This is a genomic window from Streptomyces sp. NPDC088252 (assembly GCF_044740965.1).
Classification (GTDB): Bacteria; Actinomycetota; Actinomycetes; order Streptomycetales; family Streptomycetaceae; genus Streptomyces.
Map to the genome: position 1 here is coordinate 84437 of NZ_JBIURS010000015.1, position 23663 is coordinate 108099.

23 protein-coding genes are annotated in these 23663 nt (G+C 70.3%); 6 read left to right on the forward strand and 17 right to left on the reverse strand.

Translation table 11 applies throughout. The annotated features are described in order from the left end of the window. Positions 1-24: 24 nt before the first annotated feature. Positions 25-1500, reverse strand: coding sequence for a hypothetical protein (locus ACIOHC_RS27690; protein WP_365691396.1), 1476 nt, complete (start codon positions 1498-1500; stop codon positions 25-27). 426 nt (positions 1501-1926) lie between these two features. Between ACIOHC_RS27690 and ACIOHC_RS27695 the strand changes: the two genes are divergently transcribed. Next, a complete protein-coding gene (locus ACIOHC_RS27695; RefSeq protein WP_351074111.1) occupies positions 1927-2586 on the forward strand; it encodes a bifunctional DNA primase/polymerase in 660 nt (219 codons plus the stop codon). A 156-nt stretch (positions 2587-2742) separates the two neighbouring features. Here the strand turns inward: ACIOHC_RS27695 and ftsY are convergent, their stop codons facing one another. Next, positions 2743-3954, reverse strand: a complete 1212-nt coding sequence (ftsY, locus tag ACIOHC_RS27700) for a signal recognition particle-docking protein FtsY (RefSeq protein ID WP_401844366.1) — start codon at positions 3952-3954, stop codon at positions 2743-2745. Between the two features lie 201 nt (positions 3955-4155). Here ftsY and ACIOHC_RS27705 point away from each other — a divergent pair, with 201 nt between their 5' ends. Genes ACIOHC_RS27705 through ACIOHC_RS27715 form a run of 3 tightly spaced genes read left to right on the forward strand, consistent with a single transcriptional unit; the run spans position 4156 to position 5619 of the window. Continuing rightward, positions 4156-4386: a cytosine permease gene (locus ACIOHC_RS27705; protein WP_401844369.1), complete on the forward strand. Its 231-nt coding sequence runs from the start codon at positions 4156-4158 to the stop codon at positions 4384-4386. Then, positions 4383-4595, forward strand: a complete 213-nt coding sequence (locus ACIOHC_RS27710; protein ID WP_401844372.1) for a hypothetical protein — start codon at positions 4383-4385, stop codon at positions 4593-4595. The genes ACIOHC_RS27705 and ACIOHC_RS27710 overlap by 4 nt, the downstream gene beginning before the upstream one ends. A 58-nt stretch (positions 4596-4653) precedes the next feature. Further along, the gene (locus ACIOHC_RS27715; protein ID WP_351074108.1) at positions 4654-5619 is read left to right on the forward strand and encodes an LLM class flavin-dependent oxidoreductase; all 966 of its coding nucleotides are present in this window, start codon (positions 4654-4656) and stop codon (positions 5617-5619) included. A 79-nt stretch (positions 5620-5698) separates the two neighbouring features. Here the strand turns inward: ACIOHC_RS27715 and ACIOHC_RS27720 are convergent, their stop codons facing one another. The 4 genes from ACIOHC_RS27720 to ACIOHC_RS27735 all read right to left on the reverse strand — a co-directional run bounded on the left by ACIOHC_RS27720 (position 5699) and on the right by ACIOHC_RS27735 (position 12345). Beyond that, positions 5699-7117 (reverse strand): sugar porter family MFS transporter, encoded by a 1419-nt coding sequence (locus tag ACIOHC_RS27720; protein WP_351074107.1) that lies wholly within the window; start codon positions 7115-7117, stop codon positions 5699-5701. Positions 7118-7339: 222 nt separating this feature from the next. Further along, entirely contained in the window at positions 7340-11095 is a 3756-nt protein-coding gene (locus ACIOHC_RS27725) for an AAA family ATPase (RefSeq protein WP_401844374.1), read from the reverse strand. Between the two features lie 316 nt (positions 11096-11411). Continuing rightward, positions 11412-11624: a hypothetical protein gene (locus tag ACIOHC_RS27730; protein WP_018551753.1), complete on the reverse strand. Its 213-nt coding sequence runs from the start codon at positions 11622-11624 to the stop codon at positions 11412-11414. Between the two features lie 439 nt (positions 11625-12063). Next, entirely contained in the window at positions 12064-12345 is a 282-nt protein-coding gene (locus ACIOHC_RS27735; protein ID WP_030928628.1) for an acylphosphatase, read from the reverse strand. Between the two features lie 145 nt (positions 12346-12490). Between ACIOHC_RS27735 and ACIOHC_RS27740 the strand changes: the two genes are divergently transcribed. Together ACIOHC_RS27740 and ACIOHC_RS27745 are read left to right on the forward strand one after the other, a co-directional pair. Then, positions 12491-13435, forward strand: coding sequence for a CAP domain-containing protein (locus ACIOHC_RS27740; protein WP_351074105.1), 945 nt, complete (start codon positions 12491-12493; stop codon positions 13433-13435). A gap of 71 nt (positions 13436-13506) precedes the next feature. After that, positions 13507-13911 carry a helix-turn-helix domain-containing protein gene (locus ACIOHC_RS27745; RefSeq protein WP_351074104.1) on the forward strand — a complete coding sequence of 135 codons (405 nt, stop codon included), beginning with the start codon at positions 13507-13509 and terminating at the stop codon, positions 13909-13911. A gap of 173 nt (positions 13912-14084) precedes the next feature. Here the strand turns inward: ACIOHC_RS27745 and ACIOHC_RS27750 are convergent, their stop codons facing one another. The 11 genes from ACIOHC_RS27750 to recG all read right to left on the reverse strand — a co-directional run bounded on the left by ACIOHC_RS27750 (position 14085) and on the right by recG (position 23529). Continuing rightward, on the reverse strand, positions 14085-14402 hold the full coding sequence (locus ACIOHC_RS27750) for a hypothetical protein (protein ID WP_365691401.1): 318 nt from the start codon (positions 14400-14402) through the stop codon (positions 14085-14087). Continuing rightward, complete coding sequence (locus ACIOHC_RS27755; protein ID WP_365691403.1) at positions 14392-14994, reverse strand: RNA polymerase sigma factor; 603 nt, start codon at positions 14992-14994, stop codon at positions 14392-14394. The genes ACIOHC_RS27750 and ACIOHC_RS27755 overlap by 11 nt, the downstream gene beginning before the upstream one ends. Positions 14995-15262: 268 nt before the next feature. Beyond that, positions 15263-15901, reverse strand: coding sequence for a LysE family translocator (locus tag ACIOHC_RS27760; protein ID WP_351074101.1), 639 nt, complete (start codon positions 15899-15901; stop codon positions 15263-15265). Positions 15902-16074: 173 nt separating this feature from the next. Then, entirely contained in the window at positions 16075-16944 is an 870-nt protein-coding gene (gene mutM / locus ACIOHC_RS27765; RefSeq protein ID WP_401844378.1) for a bifunctional DNA-formamidopyrimidine glycosylase/DNA-(apurinic or apyrimidinic site) lyase, read from the reverse strand. A 102-nt stretch (positions 16945-17046) separates the two neighbouring features. After that, on the reverse strand, positions 17047-17871 hold the full coding sequence (gene rnc, locus ACIOHC_RS27770; RefSeq protein WP_114246886.1) for a ribonuclease III: 825 nt from the start codon (positions 17869-17871) through the stop codon (positions 17047-17049). 19 nt (positions 17872-17890) lie between these two features. Then, a complete protein-coding gene (rpmF, locus tag ACIOHC_RS27775; protein ID WP_003965982.1) occupies positions 17891-18064 on the reverse strand; it encodes a 50S ribosomal protein L32 in 174 nt (57 codons plus the stop codon). A gap of 2 nt (positions 18065-18066) precedes the next feature. Continuing rightward, positions 18067-18738 carry a DUF177 domain-containing protein gene (locus ACIOHC_RS27780; RefSeq protein ID WP_351074099.1) on the reverse strand — a complete coding sequence of 224 codons (672 nt, stop codon included), beginning with the start codon at positions 18736-18738 and terminating at the stop codon, positions 18067-18069. Between the two features lie 181 nt (positions 18739-18919). After that, positions 18920-19993, reverse strand: a complete 1074-nt coding sequence (locus tag ACIOHC_RS27785) for a cell division initiation protein (protein WP_351074098.1) — start codon at positions 19991-19993, stop codon at positions 18920-18922. A 98-nt stretch (positions 19994-20091) separates the two neighbouring features. Beyond that, positions 20092-20571 carry a pantetheine-phosphate adenylyltransferase gene (gene coaD / locus ACIOHC_RS27790; protein WP_351074202.1) on the reverse strand — a complete coding sequence of 160 codons (480 nt, stop codon included), beginning with the start codon at positions 20569-20571 and terminating at the stop codon, positions 20092-20094. Positions 20572-20597: 26 nt separating this feature from the next. Beyond that, positions 20598-21182, reverse strand: coding sequence for a 16S rRNA (guanine(966)-N(2))-methyltransferase RsmD (rsmD, locus tag ACIOHC_RS27795; RefSeq protein ID WP_351074097.1), 585 nt, complete (start codon positions 21180-21182; stop codon positions 20598-20600). A gap of 115 nt (positions 21183-21297) precedes the next feature. Further along, positions 21298-23529, reverse strand: coding sequence for an ATP-dependent DNA helicase RecG (recG, locus tag ACIOHC_RS27800; RefSeq protein WP_351074096.1), 2232 nt, complete (start codon positions 23527-23529; stop codon positions 21298-21300). Positions 23530-23663 lie beyond the last annotated feature (134 nt).

Here is a 23663-nt window from a genome sequence, read left to right on the forward strand (position 1 = left end):
GTGGCCGGGGTCAGGGGGTGTCGCTCAGACCGCCTCCACGGTCTCGGGCAGTTGCTCGGTGAGCATCTCGGTGAGCCGGGCGACATCGGGAATGTCCCCGAAGTCCCTGGCGGCGGTGTCGACCGTCTTGCGGAGCCGGGTGTTGACGCGCTCGGAGCGGATCTTCCTGGCCACGCGCAGGGCCTGCTCGGCCGGCACCGTGGACTGCTCGGGCTCGCCCTTGAGGAGATGGACGGTGGCGAGGCCGATCAGGTTGAGTGCGTACGACCGCTGGTGCTCGTCGTCCTCGCCGAAGAGCTCGACGGCCTTCTGCATGCGGGATTCGGCGAGCGTGGCGTAGGTGGGGCTGCGGCCCGCGACATAGGCGAGGTCGCGGAACGAGTGGGAGTTCTCGCCGTTGAGCTCGGCCTCGGAGAAGAAACGGATCCAGTCGGGCTCGGGCTCGCCGTCGACGCCGACGTCGAGAAAGGTGTCCTCGGCCATCCGCACGGCTCGTTTGCACTTGCTGGGCTGGCCCATGTTGGCGTACGCGCGGGCCTCCATCGCATACAGCATGGCCTGGGTACGCGGGGTGGCGCAGTCCCGGCTGCCGTACTGCGCCAGGTGGATCAGTTCGAGCGCGTCGTCGGGCCGGCCGAGATGGATCATCTGGCGGCTCATGCTGGACAGAACATACGAACCGAGCGGTTTGTCGCCGGCCTCTTTCGAGGCATGGAGCGCGAGAACGAAATACTTCTGGGCGGTGGGCTGGAGGCCGACGTCGTAGCTCATCCAGCCGGCCAGCTCCGCCAGTTCGGCGGCGCAGCGGAAGAGCCGCTTGGCGGTGGCGGTCGGCTGCGGCTCCTGCAGCAGGTCGGTGACCTCGTGGAGCTGCCCGACGACGGCCTTGCGGCGCAGTCCGCCGCCGCACTGCGCGTCCCACTGGCGGAACATCGCGGTGGTGGACTCCAGGAGGTCGAGCTCGGGACCGGAGAGCCTGGAGGGGCGGCGGTCCGCGGCGGACGGCTCCGGCTCCGCCGGTACGGCGGCGGCGACGGGCACCAGCCAGCGCTGCATGGGCTCGATCAGGGCGGGCCCCGCGGCCAGGGCGAGCGAGGAGCCGAGGAACCCGCGGCGGGCGAGCATCAGATCGCTGCGGGAGAACTCACTGAGCAGGGCGACGGTCTGCGGACCCGCCCACGGCAGGTCGACACCGGACACGGATGGTGACTGGTGCGTCGAGCGCAGTCCGAGGTCCTCGATCGCGACGACGGAGCCGAAGCGCTCCGAGAAGAGCTCCGAGAGGATGCGCGGGATCGGCTCGCGCGGCTGTTCACCGTCGAGCCAGCGCCGCACCCGGGAGGTGTCGGTGCTGATGTGGTGGGCGCCCATCTGGCGCGCCCGGCGGTTCACCTGCCGCGCGAGCTCGCCCTTCGACCAGCCGCTGCGCACGAACCATGAGCTCAATTGCTCATTGGGGCGCTTACCGGCATTCGAATCGCCTGCGCCGCTGCCACTCACTGGAAGGCCCCCATTCCCGCCGAAATACTGTCGCGCGAACCACTGTCAGAATGCCCTGGCCCATTGCCGCCCATACGGAGGTTGCGCGCAATGGAACAGGAAATCGGGTTGCCTCCGGCATACCCATGGGCGCACATACTTCCATGGTTCGTGTACCGACGGTAATCCTACGATCACCAGCCCGACGAGGGCGTCGACAGAAACGCCACCATTCGCCACCCCTTCGGATGAACGCCACCACCACCCGGCGCGATTCACTTGACACACGACGATCGTCAGTCGGTGCAGTGATGCACCTCGGAGCGCGCACCCGGCGTCGCGCGCCCCCGAGTGCGCCGGGCGCACCACGGATCGACAGAGAATCCGGAGCGTAACGCCCCGGCTCCACTTCGTAACCACCGGCAAGTCGGACCAGTTGGAGGGGGCATGGGCTTCACGATCGGCGGCATCCGCGAGATGCGCACCGGCTCACGGCGCCGCGGCCGTGCGGCCGAGTGCATGGCATTGGCCGAGTACACGGGACTGTGGGGCTGGGCCGTCGTGCCGGGGACGCGGGCCGCCTCCGGCCGCTGCTCGTGCGGGGAGCGGACCTGCCCCTCCCCCGGCGCCCATCCGCTGGACTTCGCGACCGAGGTCCCTGCGGGCGCGACGCTCGACGCGGCGACGGCCGCCTGGGCCCGGGTTCCGGGCGCCTCGATGCTGCTGCCGGTGGGCCGCACCTTCGACATCCTCGACGTCGCCGAAGCGGCCGGCCGCCGGGCCCTGGTCCGGATGGAGCGGATGGGGCTGCCGCTCGGCCCGGTCGCGGTGACACCGTCCGGACGGGCACGGTTCTTCGTGGCCCCGGGGGCCGCCGCCGAGCTCCCGCAGCTGCTGTACCGGATGGGCTGGGACGACGCGGGGCTCGATCTGCGGGCGCTGGGGCCCGGCTGTCACATCACCGCCCCGCCGTCCGACGAGGGCGGCCTCGGCCCGGTCCGGTGGCTGCGCCCGCCGGTGCTGGACACGGCGGCCTCGCCGCCGCAGGCACGGCTGCTGCTGGGCACGCTGGCGTACAGCTGCCATCGCGCACCTCTCTGCGGCTGAACCACCCCCTCCGCGAAGGAGGCTCTCGCCACGCCGTCGCACCACGGACGGCCGCCCCCGAAGCGACCGACATCCCCTCCCGGGAACGGCCACCCCTGAAACGGAAGAGCCCGGCCGCAGCTGCCTCATGCGGTCGGGCCCCTCGTGTGCGCGGCGTCAGTCCCCGATCAGGGCGTCCACGAACGCCCCCGGCTCGAACGGAGCCAGATCGTCCGGCCCCTCGCCGAGACCGACCAGCTTCACCGGTACGCCCAGCTCGCGCTGGACGGCGACGACGATGCCGCCCTTGGCGGTGCCGTCCAGCTTGGTGAGCACGATGCCGGTGATGTCGACGACCTCGGCGAACACGCGGGCCTGCACGAGGCCGTTCTGCCCGGTCGTGGCGTCGAGGACGAGCAGGATCTCGTCCAGCGGCCCGTGCTTCTCGACGACCCGCTTGACCTTGCCGAGCTCGTCCATCAGCCCGGTCTTGGTGTGCAGGCGTCCGGCGGTGTCGATGAGGACGACATCCGCACCCTCCGCGATGCCTTCCTTCACCGCGTCGAAGGCGATCGACGCGGGGTCGCCGCCCTCGGGACCGCGCACGGTGCGGGCACCGACGCGCTCGCCCCAGGTCTGCAGCTGGTCGGCGGCGGCGGCCCGGAAGGTGTCGGCGGCACCGAGCACGACACTGCGGCCGTCGGCGACGAGCACCCGGGCCAGCTTGCCGGTGGTGGTGGTCTTGCCGGTTCCGTTGACGCCGACGACCATCACGACGCCGGGGGTGTCGACACCGCTCTCCGTCTTGACCTCACGGTCGAAGTCCGTGCCCAACAGGGTGAGGAGCTCCTCGCGGAGCAACGTGCGCAGCCCTTCGGGCGTACGCGTGCCGAGGACCCGGACGCGTTCCCGGAGTCGCTCCACCAGTTCCTGGGTGGGCGCGACGCCCACATCTGCGGTGAGGAGCGTGTCCTCGATCTCCTCCCACGTCTCCTCGTCGAGGTTGTCGCGGGACAGGAGCGTGAGCAGCCCCTTGCCGAGGGAGTTCTGCGAGCGGGCGAGCCGGGCACGCAGCCGTACCAGGCGGCCGGCGGTCGGCTCGGGCACTTCGAGGGCGGGGGCGGCGGGCGCCTCCGGCTCGACGGCCTCGGGGACCTCCTCGGCGGGAGCCTCGGCCGAAGGGGGGGCGACCTCCTCGATGGTGCGGCGCGGTTCCTCGCGCGGCGTCTCGGCCTCCTCGCCGACATGAGGTTCGGCGGGAGGAGTGATGGTCGGCGTGCTCGACGGCGCCGGGGGCAGCTGCTTCTTCTTGCGGCCGCTGACCACGAGCCCGCTGATCACGCCGACCGCGACCAGGGCGATGACTACAGCAAGGATGACGAATTCCATAACCCACCCAGTATCAGTCACGACCGCCCGCACGGACCGCCCCGAAGGACCACCCTCACATCCACTCCAACCGCTATGCACCTTTTGGCGGTAAAGGTACGGTCCTGTCCGTGGAGACCCGCGGCCCGGAGCCCGTCCCCGACAGCGAGCGCACCGGCCGGGTCCGGACCTTCTAGGATCCCCCGGGCGTGGGCAGCCGGGGTGAACGCCGGCATCAGCCTGTCACTGGGCACACCGCTGATGATGACGGCGGCGGGCTTCACGAATTCCTTCGTCTCCTTTCCGACGCTGCTCGCGGCGACGTTCCCGGCGTGGATCGGGGTCTTCGGCGTGGATCGGCCGAGGGGGCGCAGATACGATCCGGCGGCGCTCCTGGACACCACGCCGCCCGGCGCCTACTGGTACACGGGGGCTTCGCCGTCGCGGCCGTGACCGCGTGGACCGCGGGCCTCGCGGTGGGGCTGCTCCCCACCGGTGCGCAGTGGTTCTCCGGCCCGTTCGCCGACTCCTGGATCGGGCGTCACGGACTGGGCCGGGCGGCCACGATCGCCGTCTCCGCCACGCTGTACGCGATCCTGCCGCGCCCCGCCACACAAGGGAGCGGGAGCGAATCCGGAGGCGACGCGCCCCTACACTTCTGACGCTGCGTCAGCTAGTGTCCCGGCTCGCCGAGCCCGCCCTACGAAGGGGACAAGCGTCATGGCTTTCACCGTGGTCCGGTTCAATCTCGTCGATCCCGACGCCACCCGCGAGTCCCTCTCGGCCCGCTACCGCGCCGCGCTGGAGATGGCCTCGTACGCCGACGAGCACGGCGTCGACACGGTACAGACCGAGGAGCACCACGGCGTCGCCGATTCCTGGCTCCCCTCCCCCTTCGTCTTCGCGGGCTCGGTCTTCGGCGCCACCCGCCGGATCGCGGTCACCGTCTCGGCGATCATCGGCCCGCTGCACGACCCGCTGCGGCTGGCCGAGGACATCGCGGTCCTGGACCTGCTGAGCACGGGCCGGCTGGTCACCGTGGCGGGGATCGGCTACCGGCCGGAGGAGTACGAACAGGCGGGCGTCGAGTGGGGCCGGCGCGGCAGGCTCCAGGACGAGCTGCTGGAGACCCTGCTGCAGGCGTGGACCGGGGAGCCGTTCCCGTACCGGGGCCGTACGGTCCGGATCACTCCGCGCCCGTACACCCGGCCGCATCCGCTGCTGCTGGTGGGCGGCAGTTCGCGGGCCGCGGCGCGGCGGGCGGCCCGGTTCGGGCTGCCGTTCTTCCCGAGCGCGCATCTGCCGGAGCTGGAGGCGTACTACCACGAGCAGCGTGCGCGGCTCGGGACGGACGGCTTCTGCATGATGCCGGCCGCGCGGACACCGCTGCTGCATGTGTCCGAGGACCCGGACCGGACGTGGGCAGAGTACGGCGAGCACTTCCTCCACGAGGCGCGCACGTACGCCTCCTGGCAGTCCAAGGACATCCGCTCGGCCGTGCGTTCGGCGGCGACGACGGTGACGGAGCTGCGGGACGAAGGGGTCTACCGGGTCGTCACACCGGACGAGTGCGCCGCCGCCTCCGAGGAAGCGGAGAACCTGGTGCTGCATCCGCTGTGCGGCGGGATGCCGGTCGAGGAGGGATGGCGCAGTCTGCGGCTGTTCTGCGGCGCGGTCGCGCGCTGACCGCGCCCCGCCCGGAACCGCCCCGGCTCCGCGGGTGCGGGCCGGGGCCGTCCGTGGACGAGGAAAGGGACAGCGGGGATCAGCCCATCTCCTCCAACGCCTTGCCCTTGGTCTCCTTCACGAACTTGAGCACGAAGGGGATCGAGAGCGTGGCGAAGCATGCGTAGATGATGTACGTGCCCGACAGGTTCCAGTCGGACAGGCTCGGGAAGCTCGCGGTGATGGCCCAGTTGGCGATCCACTGCGCGGACGCGGCGACACCGAGCGCCGCGGCGCGGATCCTGTTCGGGAACATCTCGCCGAGGAAGACCCAGACCACGACACCCCACGACAGGGCGAAGAAGAGCACGAACACATGGGCCGCGACCAGTGCCACGACTCCGTGGGTGTGGGGCAGTTTGCCGTCGACCAGGTGGGCCGAGAAGGCCCAGGCCTCGAAGGCGAGGGCGATGGCCATACCGGTCGAGCCGACCAGCGCGAGCGGCTTGCGGCCCACCCGGTCCACCAGAACCATGGCGACCACGGTGCCGATGATGTTGATGATCGACGTGGTGAACGAGTAGAAGAACGAGGCCGACGGGTCGATACCGACGGACTGCCAGAGCGTCGCCGAATAGTAGAACGCCACGTTGATGCCGACGAGTTGCTGGAAGACCGAGAGGCCGATGCCGACCCAGACGATCGGCAGGAAGCCGACGCGTCCGCCGAGCAGGTCCGTGAACTTGGACTTGTGCTCACGGCGCATGGCGGTCTCGATCTCGGCCACCCGGGCGTCGAGGTCGACGGACGTGCCCTCGACCTCCGCCAGGATCTGCCGGGCGCGGTCCTTCCTGCCGACCGAGATCAGGAACCGCGGCGACTCGGGAATCGCCAGCGACAGCAGCCCGTACAGGACGGCGGGGACGACCATCACGCCGAGCATCCACTGCCAGGCCTCGATGCCGCCGATCCTGCCGCGCTGATCGCCGTCGGCAAGCTGCAGGATGCCGTAGTTGACCAGTTGGGAGATGGCGATGCCGACGACGATCGCGGCCTGCTGGAAGGAGCCGAGGCGACCGCGGTAGGCGGGCGGCGAGACCTCGGCGATGTACGCCGGGCCGATCACCGAGGCCATGCCGATGGCGAAGCCGCCGATGATGCGCCACATCGCCAGGTCCCAGAGCGCGAACGGGAGCGCGGAACCGACGGCGCTGATGGTGAAGAGCACGGAGGCGATCTGCATGCAGCGGATGCGGCCGATGCGGTCGGCGATGCGTCCCGCCGTGGCCGCGCCGATCGCACAGCCGATCAGGGCGATGGCGATGACCTGGGCGAGCGTTCCCGAACCGATCTCGTACCGGCTACGGATGGCCTCGACGGCGCCGTTGATCACGGAGCTGTCGTAGCCGAACAGGAAGCCGCCCATCGCCGCGGCCGCCGTGATGAAGATGACATGGCCGAGGTGGTCCGGATGGGCCGCTCGGGCTCCGGACGCCGGTCCCTGCGAGATGCTGGTCACTTGAACTCCTGATGCCTGGCCGCGTCGTCAGGTGTGGGGGACGAGCTCTTGAGGGGCGCGAGCTCCTCCAAGTGGCGCATAACTTTCCACCTGCCACCACTTGAAGATAAAGACGACGTTGCAGAGACTATTCGTTCAAGTTTCGAAGTCAACTTCGAGCATTTGCGTGAGCCGCCCGGCAGCGACCTGCGAGCGCATTGAAGCCTTGGAGGCCGGGATCGCTCAGCGCAGCCGCTGGCTGATGACCTTGGAGACCCCGTCACCCTGCATCGAGACGCCGTACAGTGCGTCGGCGACCTCCATCGTCCGCTTCTGGTGCGTGATCACGATCAGCTGCGAGCTCTCCTGGAGCTCCTCCATGATCCGGATCAGCCGCTGCAGGTTGGTGTCGTCGAGCGCCGCCTCGACCTCGTCCATCACGTAGAACGGACTCGGGCGGGCCTTGAAGATCGAGACCAGCAACGCCACCGCCGTCAGTGAGCGTTCCCCGCCGGACAGCAGCGAGAGCCGCTTGACCTTCTTGCCGGGCGGCCGGGCCTCGACGTCCACACCGGTCGCGAGCATGTTGTCCGGGTCGGTCAGGACGAGCCGCCCCTCACCGCCCGGGAAGAGGCGCGAGAAGACACCCTCGAACTCACGTGCCGTGTCCCGGTACGCCTCGGTGAACACCTGCTCGACCCGCTCGTCGACCTCCTTGATGACCTGTATCAGATCGGCCCGGGTCTTCTTCAGGTCTTCGAGCTGCTCGGAGAGGAACTTGTGCCGTTCCTCCAGCGCCGAGAACTCCTCAAGGGCGAGCGGATTCACCTTTCCGAGTTGCTGGTACGCCCGTTCGGCCGACTTCAGCCGCTTCTCCTGCTCGGACCTGACGAAGGGCTTCGGCTGGTTGCGTGGATGCTCCGGATCCTCCGGCAGCTCCTCGCCCTCCGCCGCCGGTGACGGCGGTACGAGCTGGTCGGGGCCGTACTCGGCGGCCAGCCCGGCCGGCTCGACGCCCAGTTCCTCCAGCGCCTTCGCCTCCAGCTGCTCTATGCGCAGCCGCTTCTCGGCACCGAGCACCTCGCCGCGGTGGACGGAGTCGGTCAGCTTGTCCAGCTCGCTCCTGAGCTCGCGGCCCTGGTTGCGCTCGGCCGCCAGCTCCCGCTCCCGCTCCGCCTTCGCCGCCTCGGCCGCCCCTCGCTCCTGCTCGGCCCGCACGACGGACACCTCGACATGGGCGAGCAGCTGACGGGCGCCGGACGCGACGGCCGACGCCACCGCCGCCTCGTGCCGCAGCCGGGCGCGGCGCCGCTCGGCGCGGGCGCGGGCCTCCCGTTCGGCTCGGGCGCCCCGGTCGAGGGCTTCCGCACGGCCCGCGAGCCCCTTGACCCTCTCCTCGTGAGTACGTACCTGGAGGCGGGCCTCCATCTCGGTCTGACGGGCGTTGGCACCGTCGGCGGCAAGGCGGTCGCGCACGGAGGTGTCCGGCTCCTCCTCGACCGGCATCTCCTCGGCGACCAGCAGCCGCTCGGCCAGTTCCTCGGCTTCCTCCGTCGCCCGCTCCAGCGCCTCCTGGGCTCGGGCGGCCGACGCGGTCATCCGCTCCGCCTCGCCTGCGGCGCCACGGGCCTGCCCGGCGAGCCGCCCGAGCTGCTGGGCCACCCCGGACTTCTCCCGCTCGGCGGCCCGGCGCCGCTCCCCCAGCTCCTCGACCAGTCCGGCACTCGCCCTGCGCCGCTCCGTCGCGAGGCGCTGCTCCTCGGTCGACTCCACGCACCGCACTGCCAGTTCCTCCAGCTGGAGGGCGGCTTCGTCGACCGAGGCCTGCACTTCGAGGAGGCTCGGCGCGCCGGCGGAACCGCCGTGCGCGAAATGCGCCGAGAGGATGTCCCCCTCGGCGGTCACAGCCGTCAGCTCCGGGCGCACGGCAACGAGGTCCTCGGCTTCCTCCAAGGTGCCGACGACCACCACGTCCCGCACCAGCCTCCGTACGGCGTCCACCAGTTCGACGGGCCCGCGCACGAGGTCGGCCACGGCGGGCGGACCTCCGGTGGTCGCTCCGGCCACGGCGATGTGCGAGGAGCGGGCGGGTGCGTGAAGCCCGTCCGCCCGGCCATGCGTCTGCCCGGGGAGGTGTACAACAGACGCATCAGCGCCACCGGCGCCGCCGATCTCAACAGCACCACCGGCACCACCGGTCTCAGCAGCACCACCAGCACCGGAATCCGCATCAGTGACACCGGCATCAGAGGCCCCACCCTGATCGGGGACGCCGACGCGCACCCCGCCCAGCAGCATCGCCGCCCGGCCCGCGTCCTGTTTGCGCAGCAGCCGGATCGCCTCCGCAGCCGTGGCCGGATCCGTCACCGCGACCGCGTCCGCCGCCGCGCCCAGGGCCGCCGCCACCGCCACCTCGTGCCCCGGCGCCACCGTCAGGAGTTCGGCGGCCGGGCCGAGCAGGCCCGCCAGGTGGTCCTGCGCGCCGAGCAGCACGCCCGTGCCGTCCTTGCGGCGCAGGCCGAGGGCCAGCGCGTCATGGCGGGCCGCGATCGCCGCACGCTTCCGTTCGGCGGCGGTCGCGGACTCCCGGGCCGCGGAGAGCGCCGCCTCCGCCTCCGCGAGTTCCCGCTTGGCGGCCTCGTGCCGCTCGCCCAGCTCCGCGTCGTCCGCGTCCAACCCATCGACCTCGGCCTTGAGCTGTTCATACTCCTCCTGTGCGACGGCCGCCCGCTCCTGCGCCTCGTCACGGGAGGCAGCCAGCCGGTCGATCTCCGCCTGCGCCGAACCGGCTCGGCTACGGGCCGCGTTGACCTGCCCGTTCAGCCGGGCAAGTCCTTCGCGTCGGTCCGCGATGGCCCGTGCGGCGTCCTTGAGCCTGCGCTCCTCGGCCGCCAACTCCCTTTCCAGGTCGGCACGGTGGGCGGCCGTGTCCTCCAGCGCGTGTTCCGCCGCCTCCAGCGCGGCCTCCAGCTCCGCCTCCTGCTCACGGATGCGGGCCGCCTCCCGCTCCATCTCCTCCGGATCACGGCCGCGCCGCTCCTCCTCCGGTGCCGCTCCGGCGCTCTTGACCCGGGCGTCGGCCAGCGAGATCGTGCCGCGCACCCGCTCGGCCAGCCGGGACAGCTCGTACCAGGTCTGCTGGGCCCGCTGGAGCCGCGGCGCCAGCCGCCGTACCTCGTCCTCCAGCTCCGCCTCGCGTGCCAGGGCTGTCCTGAGCTCCGCCTCCGCGGCCTCCCTGCGCTGCTTGAGCGCCGCTTCGTCGGCGATCTCGCTGCGCAACGCGGTGTGCAGTCGCACCAGGTCGTCGGCGAGCAGTCGCAGCCTGGCGTCGCGCAGATCGGCCTGGATGACTGCGGCCCGGCGGGCCACGGCCGCCTGCCGGCCCAACGGTTTCAGCTGGCGTCGCAGCTCGTCGGTCAGGTCCTGGACGCGGGCCAGATTGGCTCCCATCGCGTCCAGTTTCCGCAGCGCCTTCTCTTTCCGCTTGCGGTGCTTGAGCACGCCCGCGGCTTCCTCGATGAATGCGCGCCGCCCCATCGGATCGGCGTGGAGCACGGAGTCCAGCTGCCCCTGCCCGACGATGACATGCATCTCCCGGCCGATACCGGAATCCGAGAGGAGTTCCTGGATGTCCAGGAGTCGGCAGGTGTCGCCATTGATCTGGTATTCGCTGCCACCGTTGCGGAACATGATCCGAGTGATCGTCACTTCGGCGTACTCGATGGGCAGCGCTCCATCGGAATTGTCGATGGTCAGCGAAACCTCGGCCCGACCGAGCGGCGGCCGCCCGGTGGTGCCGGCGAAGATGACGTCTTCCATCTTGCCGCCGCGCAATGATTTGGCACCCTGTTCCCCCATGACCCAGGAGAGCGCGTCCACCACGTTGGACTTGCCCGACCCGTTGGGACCGACGACGCACGTGATACCGGGTTCGAACCGCAGCGTCGTGGCGGAGGCGAACGATTTGAAACCGCGCAGGGTCAGGGCCTTGAGGTGCACGCCGCCGGACTCTACCTTTCACTCTCGGTTTCGCTGATGAAGGTGCAGGGCACATCAGACGGTAGGGGAAGGGGTCCGCGTCCGGGGCGGGGCCGCACAGGTCCGAAGGGAAAGAAAGAAGGGACGCCGGAGCGCCCCTTTAAATCTTGTGCGGTGTTGCGTGTGCGGTGTACTGGTGCAGCGGCACATGACGGATCAAGGACATGTCACGAAGGTGACAGATCAAGAGCAGTGATCTTCAATGATCCGGCGACGATCCGGGTGATGATCTCGGACGGCTGACGCGAGGCAGCCCGACCGGCCCTGTGGCCATCGGTCAGGTCAGCGCCGGCTCCGCCTGAGGTACGTCGATGTCGATGCTGTCGAGCAGCGACTCTTGGTGCTGGGCGGCGGCGTTGAGCGCGTCGTTCTCGTCCTGAATCCGTACAAGCTCGGATTCGAGATCCTGGACGCGCTGCTGGAGCCGTCGCATCTCGGCGAGGAGTCGCGGGTCGGAACCGCCGACGTAACCGAGAAGCGCCTTTGCCATGATGGATGGTCCTCCACACTGAGTGACCGACCGATGCGGTGTGGGTCGTGAGGGATTCGCACCCGCGGTGCTCGGCAGTGCTCTGTATTCACTGCTGTTCTGCTGCCAAACAGCTCTGCCGAACAGCTGAGGTGCGCGGGGATTTCAGCGTCTCACCAAAAAGTTTGACGGTCAACACGATCACGCCCCGTAGAGACGGGCAGCCCTGGGGCGCGCGGCTTCACATTCATGCGGCGCGACTCTCCTGCGGGGCCCTGGAGGGCGTGGAGATCATCCTTACTGCCGCAGCCTGGCACGCCAACCGAATCTTGGCAACCACCGGGTCATTTCGCAGGTCATTTCATGTGTACACAGATGAGCACCCCGCCCCGTCACCGCGCGCCGCCCGTCGAACACCGTCCGAACACAGCGCTCGCGTCGGACCCGTTTCGGGCTCGGATCAGCGGATCGCGAAACCCTCGTAACCACCGCGCGGCGTGTCCCAGATCTCAGTGACTCCGTCAACGCGCCCGGGTGTGTCGTCCGAGCGCAGCCACTCCAGCAGACGGTGGCAATTCTCACGCCGGCCCTCGGCGACGACCTGCACCCTGCCGTCGTCGAGATTGAGGGCGAACCCGGTGAGACCACCGATCTCCAGGGCGTTTGCCCTGGTGAACCAGCGGAACCCGACTTGCTGCACGCGGCCGCGCACCCAGGCGGTGAGCCGTACGTCTTCGTTCATGCCCGAACGCTAACCGGCCGATTGCTCTTGGAGCACCCGGCTCCTTTAGCCCATGGCGTACAGTCCCGTCGCAATAGTCTCACCCGATCGGGTGAGACATGTTGACGCCGAGAGCGGCGTACAGGTCGTCGGAAGGGCTCAGCAGATGGGACGTCATCGACGCTCCGCAGCAGCTCCCGCCGCTCAGGACCCCGCGACGGGGGACACCGGTCGGCACCGGGGCAAGCACCACGGAAAGCGGTCCGGAGCATCTGTTCGTACGGGGCTGATCGGCGTCTCCGCCGCCCTTGCCGTGGGAGCCGTGGCGGTCGCCTCCGGTCTGCTGCCCGGCGGCGACACCTACACGAACGGCGGCTCGGCCGCCGACCGGGTGCGCACCGAGGGGGCTCCGGATCTGCTGGGCCAGGGCGGCTCGTCCACCGCGCCCGCCGACCGCTCCACCGCGTCGGCCGAGGCAGGCCGCGGTGCCGGACGCGCCGCTGGGTCGACGAGCGCGCGGTCCCGGGCGGGCTCCCCGTCGTCCGGTTCCCCGTCGAAGACGTCCCGGCCGAAGGAACGGGCGAACCCGTCCCCGTCGGCCTCGGCGCCGAAGACCGGCGCGGCGGAAGCCGGGAAGAGCGTCGACCCGGCCGCTTCCGAGGCGTCGTCGGCCGCTCCGGAGACCTCCGCGCCCTCGGCTCCCGCCGCCCCCAGGTCCACGGCGTCGGCCACGGCCGACTCCGCCCAGGCCGCCGTGCTCGCCCTGGTCAACCAGGAACGCGCGAAGGTCGGCTGCAGTCCGGTGACGGCCGACTCCGCACTGACCTCGCTCGCCCAGAACTTCAGCGACGACATGGCCGCCCGCGGCTTCTTCGACCACACCGACCCGGATGGCCGGACCCCCTGGGACCGCGCGTCGAAGGCAGGCGTGCAGGGACTCGGGGGCGAGAACATCGCCCGGGGCCAGGCCGACGCACAGGCCGTGATGGACTCCTGGATGAACAGCACCGGCCACCGGGCGAACATTCTCAACTGCGACTACAGGACGCTCGGCGTCGGTGTGCACTACGGCGCGGTCGGCCCCTGGTGGACGCAGGACTTCGGTTTCTGAGCCGCGGCACGTACTCACCGGAAGAAAGCGCGACCCGATGGTGAGCGCTGTGCGGGCGTAAGCTCGTGTGTATGGACGAGAACTCCCGTCTGGACGCGCTCGCCTTCGATGTGTTCTCCCGGCAGTGCCCCTCGCGCGGCACGCTGGAGCATGTCACCGGGCGGTGGGGCAGCCTGACGCTGGGAGCCCTGTACGAGGGCGGCTTCCGCTTCAACGAGTTGCGCCGCCGGGTCGACGGGGTGAGCGAGAAGATGCTCTCGCAGACGCTCCACGCCCTGGAGCGGGACGGTCTGGTGCACCGCGAGGCCCGGCCGACCAATCCCCCGCGCGTCGACTACGAGCTGACGCCCCTGGGCCGACAGGTCGCCGAACGGCTGCTCGGGCTGATCCAACTCGTCGAGGGCCGGATGCCCGAGGTGCTGCGGGCCCGTGACCGCTACGACGAGGCCCACCCGGGCCCGGAGGGCCGGGGCTGAGGGCCGTCCCGTAACGGCCTGGTGCACGACGACAGCTACGGCACCTCGCCGCGTTGTCGAAACGTCCGCATACATCCGGTATGCGGACGTCCCTCCGCCGTGCGATCCCGAGCACCGGCCCCGCTCGCCGATCCGGCCTGATCCGAACGAAGGACCTTACGGCCTGGCGCGGGTCAGTTCGCACCTCCCGTCCGCGCAGGACCGACGCAGCCGCCCGGCCGAGACGGTCCCCACGAGGCCGATCGCCCAGCACATCGGGCATCCGCGCAGCGCGACCAGCCGACCGGGGCGAGCAGCAGGCTCGCCGGGCCGACGACCGGCAGCAGGGCGAGGGACCCGGCGAGCGCGCCGAACCCGATGGCTCCGCGGGCCAGATGGCGCGGGACGGTGTCGTCGGCGAAGCCGCCGCGCGCCGACGCGTCGGGGGCGGCGGCGCCGGGTGTGGAACCGGGCATGGCAGTGCGGGTCGCGGCGGTCGGGTCAGGTGTCATCGTCGGTTCCCCTCGTTCCGGCCGGTTCGTCGCGCAGCGCCTCGCGTACCGCCGAACGGGCCCGGTGCAGGCGGGACTTCATCGCGGCGGTGCTCAGCCCGAGCCGGTCGGCGACGGTGCGGCCGGGCAGGCTTCGGATGTCCCGCATGACCAGCACCTGCCGCTGGTCGTCGGGCAGGGCGGCGACGGCGGCCGCGACGCGTTCGGCTTCCAGACGCAGCAGGACGTCCTCCTCGGCGGACCGCGCGGTGCCGCCGAACGCGTCGAACCGGCCGGCCGTGCCGAGCCGGCCGGGCTCGTCGGCCGGTCCGCGCTGAACCAGGGTGCGGGTGCGGCGCAGGCACTCGTTGCGGACGATCCGGAACATCCACGACGCCAGCGCCCCGGAGGCGCGCAGCATGCCGATCTTGCGGTAGAGGATGATCAGCGCTTCCTGGGCGGCGTCCTCGGCGTCCTGCGGTGTGGCGCACAGCGTGCGCGCGAACCGGTGCACGTGCGGGTAGGAGCCGTACACCAGTGCGGTGAGCGCCTCGTCATCACCGCGTTGTGCGGCGGCGACCAGGGTCGCGCCGGGCCAGCTGTGGTCAGCCACGCTGACGCCTCCGGCGGCGCAGCAGCGTGACGGTGCACGCACACAGCAGCAGCACGGCGGCCGCGACGGCGATGACGACGGTGGTCATGGGGTCCTCCCGGTGGGGCGCGGCGGACACGGTCGTCCGCACGCCTATGAGAGGCGCGGCGGGCCCAGAAGGATTCCCCCCTGTCCGCGGCCCGGTCTTTCAGCGCACCTCGGCCCGTACGAACTGCAGCCGCGGTCGAGCCCGGCGGTGTCCCGCCGGGCGACGGTCCGGCCGGGGACCTCAGTCCTTGCGGCCGGACACGGCGACGGTCAGACCGAGGCCGATCATCGTGAACCCACCGGCCCCGCCGATCAGGGCGAGCCGCCGCGGTGAACGGGCGAACCAGCTTCGCGTGGTGGCCGCGACCAACCCCCACACGCTGTCGGAGGCCACCGCGATGACATTGAAGACCAGGCCGAGCAACAGCATTTGAGCCGTGACGTGCCCCTGATCACGGTCGACGAACTGGGGCAGTACGGCGGCGAAGAACACGATGGTCTTGGGGTTGGCCACGCCGACCGCGAACCCCTCCCACAACGTGCGCAGACTGCCGTGCGCGGGAGCATCACCCGCGAACGCGGCATGCAACGACCCGCGCTGCCGCACCGCCTTGACACCGAGATACACCAGGTACGCGGCGCCCAGGAGCTTCAGCGCCGTGAAGACCAGGACCGAGCGCTCGACCACCGCCCCGACCCCGAGCGCCACGGCCACGACGAGTACATAGGCTCCGAGCGTGTTCCCCGCGACCGTGGTCAGCGCGGCCCGGCGCCCCTGCGCCAGTGCCCGCCCGATCACGAACAGCACGCTGGGGCCTGGAACCACGATCAGCAAGAACGACATGGCCGCGAAGGCCAGCAGTCGGTCGGTGGACACCATGACACCCATGTAACACGGGGGCCGGGCATGCCCGCAGCCATTTTCGTGGAACGGCCCCGCGCCGATCGAAGAGGCCCACCCGCGACTTACGGCCTGGTGCACGACAGAGTGTGGATCAGGCCGTTACGCCGTCGGACGTCGGGGCTCTCCGGCGACGACTCGCCGGACAGCCTTCAGGAAGCCGTGCGCGGCGGACGCTGGCAGCGCGGGCAGAAGTAGCTGGAGCGGTTCATCCACGCCCGGCGCCGCATCGGCGTACCGCAGCGGTGGCAGGGCTCGCCCTCGCGTCCATAGGCGTCGAGCGAGCGGTCGAAGTAACCGGACTCGCCGTTCACATTGACATAGAGGCTGTCGAAGCTGGTGCCGCCCTGGTCGAGCGCCGCGCTCATCACGTCACGGACATGCCCCAGCAGCTCCGCGGACCTGGGGCGGGTGAGGGTGGCGGTCGGCCGGTCGTAGTGCAGCTTGGTGCGCCACAGCGCCTCGTCCGCGTAGATGTTGCCGACTCCGCTGATCAGCGACTGGTCGAGCAGAGCGCGCTTGATCGTCGTCCGGCGCAGCCGCAGGGCCGTCTGGAACGCCGAGTCGTCGAAGGCCGGGTCCAGGGGATCGCGGGCGATGTGCGCGATGGTGTCGGGCAGCCCGTCCGTGCTGTCGGCCGCGCACTCGTGGAGCGAGAGCCCGCCGAAGGTCCGCTGGTCGACGAAGCGCAGCTCGGTACCGAGGTCGTCGTCGAAGCGGATCCGGATGCGCAGATGCTTCTCGTCGGGGGCGCCCTGCGGCTGTACGAGCAGTTGTCCGCTCATGCCGAGGTGGCCGAGCAACGAGCTGGACGCGTCGTTCAACGGTATCCAGAGGTACTTCCCGCGACGCATGGCCGTTCCGAAGCGGGCACCGCCGAGCCGGGCCGCGAAGTCCACTCCGCCCGCGGGATGGCGGCGGACCGCGCGCGGGTGCAGCACCTCGACCTCGCCGACCGTACGGCCGGTGACCCAGCGCGCGAGACCCCGTCGTACGACCTCGACCTCGGGCAGCTCGGGCACGGTGTCGCTCCTGGAGAAGTGCGAGAAGTGGACGGGGAGACGAAAAGCATATCCGGGCAGGAAATCCCCCTCGGTGCGCAGGGCACCGAGGGGGTTCTCGGGTCAGGCCGGAGCGACGTCCGTGGACGGCGAGGGGTCGGCAGGGGTGTCGGCGGCCCCTCCGTCGGCAGCGGCCTTCGCCGCGGCCTCCCGTGCTTCCGCGGCGGCGCTGATCTCGCGCCAGGCGGACTCCGCCGCCTGCTGCTCCGCTTCCTTCTTGCTACGGCCGGTGCCGGTGCCGTACGAGACACCACCGACGCGAGCAGCAGCAGTAAAGGTCTTCTCGTGGTCCGGGCCGGTCTCCGTGACGAGGTACTCGGGGACGCCGAGGCTCTCGCTCGCGGTGAGTTCCTGGAGGCTGGTCTTCCAGTCCAGGCCGGCGCCGAGGTTGGAGGACCTGTCGATCAGCGGGTCGAAGAGCCGGTGGACCAGCTCCGAGGCCGCGCTGAGACCCTGATCGAGATAGACCGCGCCGATCACCGCTTCGAGGGTGTCGGCGAGGATGGACGCCTTGTCCCTGCCGCCCGTGCCCTCTTCACCGCGGCCGAGCCGGATGAAGGAGCCGAGTTCGAGGCCGCGGCCCACTTCCGCCAGCGCACGCGAGTTGACCACCGCGGCCCGCAATTTGGCCAGCTGGCCTTCGGGCAGGTCGGGGTGGGTGCGGTACAGCGTGTCCGTGACCACCAGGCCGAGCACCGAATCCCCGAGGAATTCGAGACGCTCGTTGGTGGGCAGACCGCCGTTCTCGTACGCGTAGGAGCGATGGGTCAGCGCACGCACCAGAAGGGCGGACTCGAGGTGATACCCGAGCCGCCCTTCCAGAAGCGTGTGGGACGAGGCTGTGTTGACGTTGTCTGCCTGCTTCTTGGCGTTGGACAACTCAGACATCGGGCCTCTCACCAGCCGCTCAGACTTCGAGGACCTGGCGCTTGTTGTACGTGCCGCAGCTGGGGCACGCGATGTGCTGCAGCTTCGGCTCCTGGCAACGCTCGCACGAAACCAGGGTGGGGACCGCAGCCTTCCACTGCGACCGGCGGTGGCGCGTGTTGCTGCGCGACATCTTCCGCTTCGGAACAGCCACGGCTACTTCTCCTGCTTCTCGTCGACGCCCGCTTCGGCGCCGCCCATGTTGTCCTTCTCGCCGTCCTGAACGGTGTCGGCGAGTCCTTGCAGTGCCGCCCAACGGATGTCGACGGCATCGTGGTGGTGACCGGGGTTCTCGTCCAATCTGATTCCGCATTCGGAACACAGACCGGCACAGGACTCCCGGCACACCGGCTGCATCGGCAGTGCGAGCACCACCGCATCGCGCAGCACTGGTTCGAGGTCGAACAGGCCGTCCTCGATGAAGAGCCTGTCCTCGTCGTCCTCGGCGTCGTCGGCCGGTTCCGCCTTGCTGCTGCGGCCACGGTCATCGGCGTCAGGGTACGAGAACATCTCCTGGAAGTCCGCCGCGACCTCTTGGTGCAGCGGCTCCAGACACCTTACGCACTCCCCCTCGGCCGACGCACGGGCGGTGCCTGTGACGAGCACCCCTTCCATGACGGATTCGAGGCGCAGGTCCAGCTCCACGGGCGCGCCTTCCGGCACACCGATGACCGCGTCGATACCGAGGGCCGGCGAACCGGGTGCGTCCACCGTGCGGGTGAGCCGCTGGAGGGCACCGGGACGCCGACCCAGCTCGTGCGTGTCGAACACGAGGGGGTTTCGGTGGTCGAGGTGGCCGTTCAGGGCTTTTCCTGCTTTCGAAATCATGTGCGTCACGCAGTGTGGGGAGGGCTGACCGGATTCGGATTCGAATCGGGCAGCAGGGATCGCGGTCATACGCGCGACCGAAGAGCCAGGATACTGGACGCGCCGCTCAGCTCCCAATCCGGTCCGGCGGCCCCCCGTACGGCCCGGACCGCCGTGGCGACCGGACCGCCGCGGGGACCGGTCAGCGCTCCTGTTCGTACCGGCGGAGCTGTTCCAGATCGATCATGCTGGTGTCGAACAGGCTGGTCTCGTCGAGGGCACTCTCACCCTGCGGCTGAAGGGTCTGCTGGGGGTGCACGGGCTGCTGCTGCCAGCCGTCGTAGTTCTGGGCCGGCGGCTGGACCTGGCTCTGGTCGTAGCCCTGCTGCTGGTAGGCGGCGTACGGGTCCGGCTGCTGCTGGTACTGGTAGACGTCCTGCTGCGGCTGCTCCTGGTACCCGTACGTCTCCGCGTAGCTCGGCTGGGCCTGGGCCGGGAAGTGCGGCTGGGCCTGCTGGTGCGCGGGCTGCGGCCCCGGGGTGGCGAGCTCGGCGAGGCCGGCCCAGTGGTCCTCGTCGCTCATGTGCCCCTGGTTGCCCGCCGCGTCCTGGGCGGCCATGTGCGCGCCGAGTTCGTCGGTGGCGACCCGGCCGTGCAGCTTCTGCCGGCCACGGCCGACCGCCTCCAGGGTCTTGGCGAGCACGGCCTCGAAGGCACCGAGCTTGGTGTCCACGTACTCGTCGGCACGACGCTGGAGCGTGGCCGGGTCGGTGCTGCGCTCGGGGGCCTCGGCGAAGTCCGGGTCCTCGTACCCCTGCTCGTCGAAGGCCTGGCCGCGGCCGAGGAGCTTCTCGCGGCCCCGGTCGACGGAGCCGATGGTCTTGGTGAGGACGACCTCGAAGTTGGCGAGCTTGCTGTCGACGTACTCGTCGGCCTCGGCGCGGACCTCCGCGGCCTCCCGGCGGGCCTCGTCGAGGATGCGGTCGGCCTCGCTGCGCGACTGCATGGCGACCTCGGTCCCGGCGATCAGCGAGGTGCGTTCGGCGTGCGCGGCCTCGATGATCCGCTCGGCCTCCTGACGGGCCTGCTCGGCCAGCTGCTCGTGCCCGCCGATGAGCTCCTGGGCCTGGGCGAGCGAGCCGGGCAGGGCCTCGCGCACCTCTTCGAGCATCGCGAGCAGCTCGGCGCGGTTGACCACGCACGAAGCCGACATGGGCATGGACCGGGCGCTGCCGACCGCCTCGACGATCTCGTCGAGCTTCTTCTGCACGTCCACCGTGTGCTCGCCACTCTCTACAGCCGATTGGAGACGGACGGGACGACTGTACGGCCAGTCGGCGCCCGCCCGACACCTGGTGACGGACAGTCAGTGATTCAGCGCCCGGCGAGACGCTCGGTGAGGGCCTGGTGGACCACGGGGGGAAGCAGGTGGGAGACGTCTCCGCCCCAGGTGGCGACCTCCTTGACCAGGGAGGACGACAGGAAGCTGTAGGTGGGATTGGTCGGTACGAAGAGCGTTTCGACGCCGGAGAGGCCGTTGTTCATCTGGGCCATCTGCAGCTCGTAGTCGAAGTCGCTGACGGCCCGCAGGCCCTTCACGATCGCCGGGATGTCGCGCTGCTTGCAGAAGTCGACCAGGAGCCCGTGGAAGGACTCGACCTGGACGTTGCCGAATTCCGCGGTCACCTGACGGATCAGATCGATCCGCTCGTCGACCGTGAACAGACCCTTCTTGGACTGGTTGATCATCACCGCGACGTGTACGACGTCGTACAGCTTCGAGGCACGGCCAATGATGTCGAGGTGTCCATTGGTGATGGGGTCGAATGACCCCGGACAGACGGCGCGGCGCAACTTGATTCCCTCGCTCTCCGGTCCGGTCATCGTGCGTCTTCGCACGTAGAGGCGGCGCGACCGTACCAAAGCGTTCCCTCGCCGTAGCGACGGGCCCGCAGTGGCTCGAATCCCTTGGGCCAGTTGAATTCTCCGCCTCGTGTGCTCCGTTCCACGGTGACGAGCGCGTCGGCCGTGAGCCACCCCTGGGCACGGAGTGTGAGCAGTATCTCCCCAAGATCGTCGTCGGTCACGGCGTACGGCGGGTCCAGGAACACGACGTCGTACGGCTCGGCGGGCGCCGGCCCGGTCACGATCTGTTCCGCTCTGCCGGTACGGACCTCGGCCCCGGGCAGGCCGAGCGTGCGGACGTTGTCCCGGACGATGCGGACGGCCTTGGAGTCGGCCTCGACGAGCAGGGCGTGGACCGCGCCGCGGGAGAGCGCCTCCAGGCCGACGGCGCCCGAGCCCGCGTACAGATCCGCGACTCGGGTGCCGTGGAGGCTGCCCAGGAACGCCTCCCAGGTGGAGAAGAGTCCCTCGCGCGCACGGTCGGAGGTGGGGCGGGTGCCGGTGCCGGGCGGGACGGCCAGGCGGCGTCCGCCGGCCGAGCCGGCGATCACGCGGGTCATGAGTGTCTGGTCCTCGGTTCGTGGGTGGCCCACAGGGTGCTGCGGCGCCATGGCACCCACGATATGGCGTCGTGGCGGATCGGGCCCGCGCACCCGTCGCCCCCTGCCGGACCTGTCAGCCCTTGTCGAGGTACTGCTCGCGCTCCTTGTCGAGCAGGGCGTCCAGCGCGATCCGCAGCTCGGGCAGACGCTCCAGCTCCGGGTCGGCCGCGACGATCCCCACGGCCTCCTCGCGGGCGGCGGCGATGACCTCCTCGTCGTCGATGACGGTGAGCATCCGCAGCGAGGAGCGGACGCCGGACTGGGCCTGGCCCAGGACATCGCCCTCGCGCCGCTGTTCGAGGTCGATCCGGGACAGCTCGAAGCCGTCGAGCGTGGCGGCGACGGCGGAGAGCCGGGCACGGGCGGGACTGGCCTCATGGGCCTCGCTGACGAGCAGACAGAGCCCGGGGGCCGAGCCACGGCCGACCCGGCCGCGCAGCTGGTGCAGCTGGGAGACGCCGAACCGGTCGGCGTCCATGATCACCATGGCGGTGGCATTGGGGACGTTGACCCCGACCTCGATGACGGTGGTGGCGACGAGGACGTCGACCCGGCCCGCGGCGAAGCGGCGCATCACGTCGTCCTTGTCGTCGGGATTCATCCTGCCGTGCAGCACCTCGATGCGCAGACCGGCCAGGGGGCCCTCGGCGAGCTGTTCGGCGATCTCCAGGACGGCGAGCGGCGGGCGCTTCTCGCCGTCGTCCTCGGGTGCCTTCTTCTTCCCCTTCCCGCCGGCCGCCTCGTCCTCGGCGTCGTCCCCGATGCGGGGGCAGACCACATAGGCCTGGTGCCCGTTCTCCACTTCCTCCCGGACCCGTTCCCAGGCGCGGCTGAGGAAGTGCGGCTTGTCCTTGGCGGGGACGACATGACTGGCGATCGGCGAGCGGCCGGCCGGGAGCTGGTCCAGTACGGACGTCTCCAGGTCGCCGAAGACGGTCATGGCGACCGTACGGGGAATGGGTGTGGCGGTCATGACCAGCAGATGCGGAGGCCTCCGTTCCCCCTGGGAGTTCTCCTTGGAACGCAGAGCGTCGCGCTGTTCCACCCCGAAGCGGTGCTGTTCGTCGACGACGACCAGACCCAGGTCGTGGAACTGCACCTTGTCCTCGATCAGCGCGTGCGTGCCGATCACGATCCCGGCCTCGCCGGTGACGAGGTCGAGCAGCGCCTGACGGCGGGCCGCGACCCCCATGGAGCCGGTGAGCAGCACCACCTTCGTCCCCTGTTCGGAGCCGCCCAGCATTCCCCCCTCGGCCAGCTCGCCCATCATTTCGGTGATGGACCGGTGGTGCTGCTGGGCGAGCACCTCGGTGGGCGCGAGCATGGCGGCCTGTCCGCCCGCGTCGACGACGCCGAGCATGGCGCGCAGGGCGACCATCGTCTTCCCGGAACCGACCTCGCCCTGGAGGAGCCGGTGCATCGGGTGCTCGGTCGCCAGGTCGTCGAAGATCTCCCCGGAGACCTTCCGCTGTCCTTCGGTGAGGGTGAAGGGCAGTTTGGCGTCGAAGGCGTCGAGCAGCCCGTCGGGCCGGGGTCTGCGCGCCACCGCCGGGAGCTGGGTGTCCGCGTATCTGCGGCGGGCCAGCGCGACCTGGAGGACGAACGCCTCGTCCCACTTCAGCCGGTCCCTGGCCTGCGCGATGTCCGCCTTGGTCTGCGGGCGGTGGACCTTCAGCAGCGCTTCCGGGAGCGGGGTGAATCCGCGGCCCTCGCGCAGACCCGGCGGCAGCGGGTCGACGGCCTCCGCGGCACTGGGCAGCACGGTGTCGACGGCCTTGGCGATCCGCCAGGAGTCCAGTTGCTTGCAGGCCGGGTAGATCGGCAGCAGCCGCCCGGCGAAGGCGTCCACCGCCTCCGTGGCCTCGGCCCCGTCGACGGACTCGGCGTCCAGCAGCTGGTACGTGGGGTGGGCCAGCTGCATCTTCCGGTTGAAGACGGAGACCTTGCCCGCGAACATCGCGCGCCGTCCCGGCAGCAGCTCCTTGTGCGGCTTGTGGACGCCGTGGCCGAAGAAGACCAGCCGGAGGCGGCCGTTGCCGTCGGTGAGGGTCACTTCGAGGCGCTTGCCGCGGCCGTTGTTGAACATCAGGATGCGGGCGTCGGCGACCTGGGCGACCACCGTCACGTGCTCGTCCAGCGGGAGGTCGGCCAGGGCGGTGAGCCGGCCGCGCTCCTCGTACCGCCGCGGGTAGTGGTGCAGCAGATCACCGACCGTGTGCAGGTCGAGATGTTCGGCCATCACCTTCGCGGTGGCTCCGCCGAGCAGCTTCTTGAGGGGTTCATCGAACGCAGACACGCGATCCATTGCACACCACATCACTGACAGATGTCCGGCGGGCACCACCCGGATCACCGGAATCCCCTGGTAGGAATCGTCGCCACACCCCTAGGATCGGCTCCCACGCTTCCGGCTCGCGATCACCATATTCATGGGATCGC

Excerpts from the sequence above, each read along its gene's own strand:
- ACIOHC_RS27715 (WP_351074108.1), top strand. The coding sequence starts at position 4,654 with ATGGCTTTCACCGTGGTCCGGTTCAATCTCGTCGATCCCGACGCCACC.
- ACIOHC_RS27730 (WP_018551753.1), bottom strand. The coding sequence starts at position 11,624 with ATGGCAAAGGCGCTTCTCGGTTACGTCGGCGGTTCCGACCCGCGACTC.
- ACIOHC_RS27750 (WP_365691401.1), bottom strand. The coding sequence starts at position 14,402 with ATGACACCTGACCCGACCGCCGCGACCCGCACTGCCATGCCCGGTTCC.
- ftsY (WP_401844366.1), bottom strand. The coding sequence starts at position 3,954 with ATGGAATTCGTCATCCTTGCTGTAGTCATCGCCCTGGTCGCGGTCGGC.
- recG (WP_351074096.1), bottom strand. The coding sequence starts at position 23,529 with ATGGATCGCGTGTCTGCGTTCGATGAACCCCTCAAGAAGCTGCTCGGC.
- ACIOHC_RS27760 (WP_351074101.1), bottom strand. The coding sequence starts at position 15,901 with ATGGTGTCCACCGACCGACTGCTGGCCTTCGCGGCCATGTCGTTCTTG.
- ACIOHC_RS27695 (WP_351074111.1), top strand. The coding sequence starts at position 1,927 with ATGGGCTTCACGATCGGCGGCATCCGCGAGATGCGCACCGGCTCACGG.
- rnc (WP_114246886.1), bottom strand. The coding sequence starts at position 17,871 with ATGTCTGAGTTGTCCAACGCCAAGAAGCAGGCAGACAACGTCAACACA.
- ACIOHC_RS27780 (WP_351074099.1), bottom strand. The coding sequence starts at position 18,738 with ATGATTTCGAAAGCAGGAAAAGCCCTGAACGGCCACCTCGACCACCGA.
- ACIOHC_RS27740 (WP_351074105.1), top strand. The coding sequence starts at position 12,491 with ATGGGACGTCATCGACGCTCCGCAGCAGCTCCCGCCGCTCAGGACCCC.
- ACIOHC_RS27735 (WP_030928628.1), bottom strand. The coding sequence starts at position 12,345 with ATGAACGAAGACGTACGGCTCACCGCCTGGGTGCGCGGCCGCGTGCAG.
- rsmD (WP_351074097.1), bottom strand. The coding sequence starts at position 21,182 with ATGACCCGCGTGATCGCCGGCTCGGCCGGCGGACGCCGCCTGGCCGTC.
- ACIOHC_RS27745 (WP_351074104.1), top strand. The coding sequence starts at position 13,507 with ATGGACGAGAACTCCCGTCTGGACGCGCTCGCCTTCGATGTGTTCTCC.